This window comes from Myxococcota bacterium (assembly GCA_035498015.1).
GTDB lineage: Bacteria > Myxococcota_A > UBA9160 > SZUA-336 > SZUA-336 > VGRW01.
Map to the genome: position 1 here is coordinate 1 of DATKAO010000124.1, position 8,017 is coordinate 8,017.

8 protein-coding genes are annotated in these 8,017 nt (G+C 70.9%); all 8 read left to right on the forward strand.

The window, feature by feature from the left end; genetic code table 11:
* Positions 1-346 (forward strand): S1 RNA-binding domain-containing protein (locus tag VMR86_11195; protein HTO07604.1); only part of this gene is annotated, 346 nt, incomplete at its 5' end.
* A 59-nt stretch (positions 347-405) separates the two neighbouring features.
* A complete protein-coding gene (dut, locus tag VMR86_11200) occupies positions 406-840 on the forward strand; it encodes a dUTP diphosphatase (protein HTO07605.1) in 435 nt (144 codons plus the stop codon).
* Between the two features lie 37 nt (positions 841-877).
* Positions 878-1,873: a phosphatidate cytidylyltransferase gene (locus tag VMR86_11205; protein ID HTO07606.1), complete on the forward strand. Its 996-nt coding sequence runs from the start codon at positions 878-880 to the stop codon at positions 1,871-1,873.
* Between the two features lie 31 nt (positions 1,874-1,904).
* Positions 1,905-3,218, forward strand: a complete 1,314-nt coding sequence (gene purB / locus VMR86_11210) for an adenylosuccinate lyase (GenBank protein HTO07607.1) — start codon at positions 1,905-1,907, stop codon at positions 3,216-3,218.
* Entirely contained in the window at positions 3,215-3,451 is a 237-nt protein-coding gene (gene purS, locus VMR86_11215; GenBank protein ID HTO07608.1) for a phosphoribosylformylglycinamidine synthase subunit PurS, read from the forward strand. The genes purB and purS overlap by 4 nt, the downstream gene beginning before the upstream one ends.
* Before the next feature lie 159 nt (positions 3,452-3,610).
* A complete protein-coding gene (purQ, locus tag VMR86_11220) occupies positions 3,611-4,264 on the forward strand; it encodes a phosphoribosylformylglycinamidine synthase subunit PurQ (GenBank protein ID HTO07609.1) in 654 nt (217 codons plus the stop codon).
* Positions 4,261-6,471 (forward strand): phosphoribosylformylglycinamidine synthase subunit PurL, encoded by a 2,211-nt coding sequence (gene purL / locus VMR86_11225; protein ID HTO07610.1) that lies wholly within the window; start codon positions 4,261-4,263, stop codon positions 6,469-6,471. Before purQ ends, purL begins: the two co-directional genes overlap by 4 nt.
* Before the next feature lie 38 nt (positions 6,472-6,509).
* Positions 6,510-7,907, forward strand: a complete 1,398-nt coding sequence (gene purF, locus VMR86_11230) for an amidophosphoribosyltransferase (protein HTO07611.1) — start codon at positions 6,510-6,512, stop codon at positions 7,905-7,907.
* The last annotated feature ends 110 nt before the right edge of the window (positions 7,908-8,017 follow it).

Here is an 8,017-nt window from a genome sequence, read left to right on the forward strand (position 1 = left end):
GGATTCGGGCCGCGTGACCATCTTCGCGCCCAACCGCGACGCGCTGGTGAAGTGCCAGCAGATGGTCGAGGAAGTGACTCAGGAGGCCGAGATCGGCAAGACCTACGTGGGCAAGGTCCGCAAGGTCACCGACTTCGGCGCGTTCGTGGAGATCTTCCCGGGCACCGACGGCCTGCTCCACATTTCGGAGCTCGCCGACCGGCGCATCGCCAAGGTCGAGGACATCTGCGTCGAGGGCGACGAGGTGATCGTGAAGTGTCTCGACGTCGACCCGAGCGGCAAGATCCGGCTCTCGCGCCGGGCGGCCCTGGCAGAACAACTCGAGGCTTCTCGCGCACAAGCGTAGGGCCTCCAGGTAGACTCACCCACGTGGGGGACCGCGTGGGTGAGTTGAAGTTCTTCCGCGTGCGCGGCGCGCGCGACGCGGACCTGCCGGCCCCCGCGTATGCCACGCCGGGCTCGGCGGGCCTCGACCTGTGCGCCGCCGCCGAGGCCGAGCTCGTGCTCCAGCCCGGGGAGCGGGCGCTGGTGCCGACCGGCTTCGCGCTCGCGATCCCGCCGGGCTACGAGGGGCAGGTGCGCCCGCGCAGCGGCCTCGCGCTGCACGCGGGAGTGACTCTGGCCAACTCGCCCGGGACGATCGACTCGGACTATCGCGGCGAGGTCGCGGTGATCCTGGTGAACCTCGGGAGCGAGCCGTTCCGGCTGCGCAGGGGCGAGCGGATCGCGCAGCTCGTGATCGCGCCGGTGGCTCAGCCGGCGCTGAAAGAGGTCGGCAGCGCCGACGAGCTCGGTCCGACCAGCCGTGGCGCGGGTGGCTTCGGTCACACCGGGCGCTGAGGGGATGCAGGGCGGATTCCGCTAAGATCCGGTGAACTTGGAACCTGCGGACCGCGATCCGAGACCTGCGGCGCCCCTGGGCATTCCGTCCGTCTCCGCGCCGCATCCCCAGCGCCCGACCCCTCGGAGCGAGGAGCCCCAGGGCTGGGCCCCCACCAACCTGACCCTGCGCTGGATCACCGCCGGGCTGCTCGTGCCACCGGTGATCTGGGTGTGCTGGTACGGCGGCTGGGCCTACGTGGCGGTGGTGATCGGTTTCAGCCTGCTCGCGCTCAACGAGTTCTACGGCCTGATCATCGCCAAGGGTGCGACGCCGCACCGGCTGCTCGGCAACCTGGCGGCGGTCGGGCTCACGGTGATCGCCTACGTGGGCGACGCCTCGATCGCGAACGCCGCGCTCACCGCCACCTTGCTCACGCTCATGATCCTGCAGCTCACCAAGCAGGAGATCCGCGAGGCGATCGCGAGCGTGTCGGAGACCTTCTTCGGCGTGATCTACGTGGCGTGGCTCTTGTCGTACGCCGTGTCGGTGCGCTTCATCTCGGTCGAGCTCGAGCGGCGCTTCGGCGCGCCGGTCGATCCCGAGGTCGGCTTCTTCTACATGATCCTGTGCCTGACCTCGGTGGTGCTCTCCGACGCGGGCGCCTACTTCGTGGGCCGGTCGTACGGACGGCGCAAGCTGGCGCCGGCGATCAGTCCCAACAAGACCGTGGAAGGCGCGGTGGGTGGCGTGCTGACGGGCGGGCTGTTCGCATTGCTCGCGAAGTTCGTGTTCGCGGTGCTCGTGCCCGGTGACCTGGCGCGCGACCTGACCTGGGGCGCGTCGTTCTTGTTCGGCATGACGCTCGCGGCCGTCGCCGTGCTCGGCGACCTGATCGAGTCGGCGCTCAAGCGCGATGCCGCGCTGAAAGATGCCGGTGATCTGCTGCCCGGCGTGGGCGGCGTGCTCGACCGCATCGATTCGGCCTTGCTCGGCATCCCGGTGATGTACTACCTCCTGCTCGCGTACTACTGGACGCGCTACTCCGGCTAGCGCCACTCGCGTCCTGAGAAGAGGCCCTCCTGTGATCCCTCGGTACACCCTCGCCGCCATGGAGGCGGTCTGGTCGGAAGACCAGCGCTACGCGCTGTGGACGCGCATCGAGGTCGCGGTCTGCCGCGCGCTTGCGAAGCGCGGCGAGATCCCGCGCGACGCGTTCACCGCGATCGAGTCACGCGCCAAGGTGGACCCGGCGCGCGTTCTCGAGATCGAGGCGCGCGTGCACCACGACGTGAACGCCTTCCTCGACGCGCTGGCCGAGCAGATCGGACCCGCCTCGAGATACGTGCACCTGGGACTCACTTCCTCCGACGTGCTCGACACCTGCCTGGCGCTGCAGATCGCCGCCGCGCTCGACCTGGTGCTGGCCGAGTGCGAGCGCGCGCTCGGCGCGCTCGAGCGCCGCGCGCTCGAGTTCAAGCGCACCGTCTGCGTGGGGCGCACGCACGGCATCTTCGCCGAGCCGACCACGTTCGGGCTGAAGCTCCTGCGCGGCTGGGACGAGCTCGCGCGCGCCCGCGAGCGCCTGGTGCGCGCGCGCGGGCAGGGCGCGGTGGGCAAGCTCTCGGGCGCGGTCGGCACGTTCGCGCACCTCGATCCCGCCGTGGAGACCGAGGTGCTGGGCGAGCTGGGCCTGGCCGCGGCGCCCATCTCGACCCAGATCGTTTCGCGCGACCGCCACGCCGAAGTGTTGACCGCGCTGGCGCAGGCCGCGGGCGCGGTCGAGGCGATCGCGGTCGAGATGCGCCACCTCGCGCGCAGCGAGGTCGGCGAGGTGCAGGAGTTCTTCGGCTCCGAGCAGAAGGGCAGCTCGGCCATGCCGCACAAGCGCAACCCGTGGCGCTTCGAGACACTCACGGGCCTGGCGCGCGTGGTGCGCGGCTACGCGCTCTCGGGCCTCGAGAACACGGTGCTCTGGCACGAGCGCGACATCTCGAACAGCTCGGTCGAGCGCATCGTCTTCCCCGACGCCACCGCCGCGGTGCACTTCATGCTGCACCGCCTGGCCGACCTGATCGACAGCCTGGAAGTGAATCCCGAGCGCATGCGCGCGAACCTCGACTCGGCGCGAGGGCTCGTGTTCAGTCAGTCGGTGCTCTTGGCGCTCGCGCGCCACGGCGTGTCTCGCCAGGAGGCCTACCGGCTGGTGCAGAAGCACGCCCTCAGCGCCTGGGACGAGGGCGACCACCTGTACGACCGGCTCGCGCGCGATCCCGAGCTCGGCAAGGTCCTCGACCCCGACGAGCTGGTCGAGTGTTTCGACCTGGACCGCCAGCTCCGCAACGTCGACGCGATCTTCGCGCGCACGCTCGCGGCCAAGGGAGGCACGGCGAAATGAAGGTCCGCGTCCTGATCCGCCTCAAGCCGGGAGTCCTCGACGCGCAGGGCAGGGCGATCGGCAACGCGCTCGCCGACCTGGGCTACGACGCGGTCACGAACGTGCGCGTGGGCAAGCTGATCGAGCTCGAGGTCGCCGAGACCGACCCGGCCAAGGCGCAGTCACTGGTGCGCGAGGCCTGCGAGAAGCTGCTGGCGAACCCGGTGATCGAGACGTTCTCGATCGAAAGCTAGGCATCGATTTCGGGTGGCGGCGGCGGATCGACCGGGAAGCCGGGGGCGTCGCCCGTGGTCACGCGCGCGTTGACACCCGGCGCACGCCTTCTAGATTGTGCGGCCGTGAGCGCGAGCCCCACTCTCGCATCGCCACGCGTCCATGCGCCGTTCGTCGGCGTGCTGGTCTTTCCCGGGTCGCTCGACGACCGCGACCTGCTGCGCAGCCTCGGCCTGTGCGGTGCGCGCGCGCAGCTCGTCTGGCACAAGGACACCCGGCTGCCGGCCGACCTGGACGGGATCACGGTGCCCGGCGGCTTCTCGTATGGCGATTATCTGCGCTGCGGCGCCATGGCGCGCTTCTCGCCGGTCATGCGCTCGGTCGTCGACTTCGCGGCTTCGGGCCGGCCCGTGCTCGGCGTGTGCAACGGCTTCCAGATCCTGTGCGAGGCCGGGCTCCTGCCCGGGGCGCTCGTGCGCAATCGCCAGCTCAAGTACGTGTGTCAGGACGTGCGCGTGGTCGTCGAGGACCCCGGCGTGCTGCGCGCCAAGCTCGAGCCCGGCCGTACGCTCGTCATGCCCGTGAAGCACGGCGAGGGCGCCTACGTGCCCGACCCCGACCACAAGCCGCGCGTCGCGTTCCGCTACGTGGGAGGCAGCCCGAACGGCTCGACCGACGACATCGCGGGCGTGGCGAACGACCGGGGCAACGTGGTCGGCCTGATGCCGCACCCCGAGCACGCGACCGATCCGCTGCTCGGCTCGAGCGACGGCGGGGAGCTGCTTCGCTCGTTCCTCGACGCGTGTCTCGCCGTGCGCGAGGCGCGCCGGTGAGCGATCCCGAAGTCACCGACCAGCTCGCGCGCGAGCACGGACTGTCCGACCATGAGATCGCGCTGATCGGCGAGATCCTGGGCCGGCGCCCCAGCTTCTCCGAGCTGGGGATCTTCTCCGTCATGTGGTCCGAGCACTGCTCGTACAAGTCGAGCAAACGCTACCTGCGCGGCCTGCCGACCACGGGCGCGTGCGTCGTGCAGGGCCCCGGCGAGAACGCGGGCGTGATCGACGTGGGCGAGGGCTGGGTCGCCGTGTTCAAGATCGAGAGCCACAACCATCCCTCGTACGTCGAGCCCCACGGCGGCGCGTCGACCGGTGTCGGCGGCATCTTGCGCGACATCTTCACCATGGGCGCGCGGCCGCTCGCGTCGCTCGACTCACTGCGCTTCGGACCGCTCGACGATCCACACCAGCGCTATCTCGTCCGCGGGGTCGTGGCGGGCGTTGGCGACTACGGCAACGCGTTCGGCTGCGCGACGGTCGGCGGCGAGGTCACGTTCCACCCGCGCTACCGCAAGAACATCCTGGTGAACGCCATGAACCTGGGCATCGCGCGCCGCGACCAGATCTTCCTGGCCAAGGCGCCGGGCCCGGGCAACCCGGTGATCTACGTGGGCTCCAAGACCGGCCGCGACGGCATCCACGGCGCGAGCCTCCTGGCGTCGTCGGAGTTCGACCAGGACACCGACGCGAAGCGCCCGACCGTGCAGCTCGGTGACCCGTTCACCGAGAAGCTCCTGCTCGAGGCGTGTCTCGAAGCCATGCGCACCGGCGCGGTCGTGGGCATCCAGGACATGGGCGCGGCGGGACTCACCTGCTCGAGCTTCGAGATGGCCTCGCGCTCCGGCACCGGGATCGAGATGGATCTCGACGCGGTGCCCCAGCGCGAGAGCGGCATGACGGCCTACGAGCTTTTGCTCAGCGAGTCTCAGGAGCGCATGCTGCTCGTGGCCGAAAAGGGCCGCGAGGCCGAGATCTTCGCGGTTTTCGAGAAGTGGGACTTGAACGCAGCCACGGTCGGGCGGGTGACTTCGGACGGCCGCATGCGCGTGCGCTGGCACGGTCAGGTGGTGGTCGACATTCCGGTCGATCCAATCGCGGCCAACGCGCCCGTGTACGACCGGCCTGCGGCCCGGCCCGCGGACTTCGCCGAGCGCCAGAAGCTCGACCTCGCTGCGATCCCCGCCGAGACCGACCCCTCGGGCGCGCTGCTCCAGCTCCTGGCCTCGCCCAACCTGTGCTCGCGCGAGTGGGTCTACAAGCAGTACGACCAGATGGTCGGCTCCTCGACCGTGCTGCGGCCCGGCGGCGACGCGGCGGTCGTGCGCATTCCCGAGACCGAGCGCGGGCTCGCGCTGAAGACCGACTGCAACCCGCGCTACTGCGCCGCCGACCCGTATCTGGGCGCGCAGCACGCCGTCGCGGAGGCCGCGCGCAACGTCGCGGTCACGGGCGCTCGCCCGCTCGCGGTCACGAACTGTCTCAACTTCGGCAGCCCCGAGCGGCCCGAGTGCATGTGGGAGTTCGCCGAGGCCACGCGCGGCATGGGTGAGGCGTGCCGCGCCTTCGAGATTCCGATCACCGGCGGCAACGTGAGCTTCTACAACGAGACTTCGGGCGAGGGCGCGATCCCGCCCACGCCCACGATCGGCCTGGTGGGCCTGCTCGAGGACGTGACTCGCGCGGTGCCCGCCGCCTTCCGCGGCCCGGACGACGACGTGCTCTTGCTGGGCGAGACGCGCGCCGAGCTCGGCGCGAGCGAGTATCTCGCGGTGCGGCACGGCCTCGAGCGCGGCGCGCCGCCGGCGCTCGACCTCGCGGCGGAGCGGCGCCTGCACGACCTGCTGGTCGCCGCCGCCGAACGGCGGCTGCTGCGCTCCGCGCACGACTGCGCCGAAGGGGGCGTGGCCGTGGCGCTCGCCGAGTGCGCGATCCGCTCGGGCATCGGCCTGGACTGCGCGCTGCCCGCCGCAGGCGGGCGGCCGGAGCTCACGCTGTTCTCGGAATCGGCGGGCCGGGCGGTGCTGTCCTGCGCGCCTCGCGACACGCCCGCATTGCTCGCGCTGGCCCGCGCGCACGGCGTTCCGGCGGCGCGAATTGGACAGACGGGCGGGACGCGCATACGGATCGGGCCCGGGGTCGACGTGTCGCTCGCCGAGGCGCACGATCTATGGGCTCGAACGCTGCCGGAGGCATTGGGATGAAGCAGGCGCCCGATCGCTTCAGGGATGAGTGCGGGGTGATGGGCATCGCGGGGCACCCCGAGGCCGCGAACCTGACCTATCTCGGCCTCTACGCGCTGCAGCACCGCGGGCAGGAGTCTGCCGGCATCGTGACTCGCGACGGCGGCGAGAGTCACATCCACAAGGGCATGGGCCTGGTCGCCGACATCTTCTCGTCGGACGTGCTCGCGACGCTGCCCGGCCGCATCGCGATCGGCCACGTGCGCTACTCGACCGCGGGCGCGAGCAACCTGCGCAACGCGCAGCCGTTCCTCGCCACTACCGGCAACACGCAGATCGCGATCGCGCACAACGGCAACCTGACCAACGCCGCGGCGATCCGCGCCGAGCTCGAGGGCCACGGCTCGATCTTCCAGAGCACCATGGACTCGGAGGTGTTCGTGCACCTGTTCGCGCGGGCGCGCGGCACGCTCGAGGAGCGGCTGGGCGACATGTGCTCGCGCGTGCGCGGCGCGTGGTCGGCGGTGTTCCTGATCGACGACGTGCTGGTGGCGGCGCGCGACCCGCACGGCTTCCGCCCGCTCTCGCTCGGCCGGCTCGGCCAGTCCTGGGTGATCGCGAGTGAGACCTGCGCGTTCGACCTGATCGGCGCGGTCTACGAGCGCGACGTCGAGCCCGGCGAGATCATCACCATCCGGCGCGGGCGCCTGCGCTCCGTGCAGCCGCTGCCGCGCGCGCCCGAGAAGCTGTGCGTGTTCGAGCACATCTACTTCGCGCGCCCCGACTCGCTGGTGTTCGGCTCCAGCGTCTACCACACGCGCAAGCAGCTCGGCCGCGCGCTCGCGCACGAGTCACCGGTCGAGGCCGACATGGTCGTGCCCGTGCTCGACTCGGGCTCGATCGCGGCGCTGGGCTACGCCGAAGCCTCGGGCATCCCGTACGAGAACGCGCTGATCCGCAACCACTACGTGCGGCGCACGTTCATCGAGCCCGAGCAGTCGATCCGCATGTTCGGCGTGCGCGTGAAGCACAACCCGATCCGCGAGCTGGTCGCGGGCAAGCGCCTGGTCGTGGTCGAGGACTCGATCGTGCGCGGCACCACGTTGAACAAGCTGGTGACCCTGTTCCGCGGCGCGGGCGCTCGCGAGGTACACATTCGGGTGTCGGCGCCGCCCACCACCGGGCCCTGCTACTACGGCATCGACACGCCGACCCGGGCCGAGCTGATCGCGGCCAACAACACGGTCGAGGAGATCCGGCGCATGATCGGCGCCGACAGTCTCGCCTACCTGCCGCTCGAGTCACTGCGCCGGATCGAGGCCTCGATGAAGCACGGCTTCTGCGACGCCTGCTTCTCGGGCGAGTACATCATCCCGGTCGACGAGGTCGGCACCGCCGAGCCGCAGCTGCCGCTGTTCGACCCACGCGCCGAGCCTGCCGAGGATTCTGAGCCCTAGAGGCCGGAGATCCGGCGGAAGCGCATGCCGGCGCGGCGCGCGGCCTCGCCGTCGGCGTCCTCGCGGTCGCCGATCACGAGACACTCGGCCGGCCTGACTCCGAGCCGGGC

What these genes read in the sequence shown, in the direction of transcription:
- purS (HTO07608.1), top strand. Translation starts at nt 3,215, where the DNA reads ATGAAGGTCCGCGTCCTGATCCGCCTCAAGCCGGGAGTCCTCGACGCG.
- purF (HTO07611.1), top strand. Translation starts at nt 6,510, where the DNA reads ATGGGCATCGCGGGGCACCCCGAGGCCGCGAACCTGACCTATCTCGGC.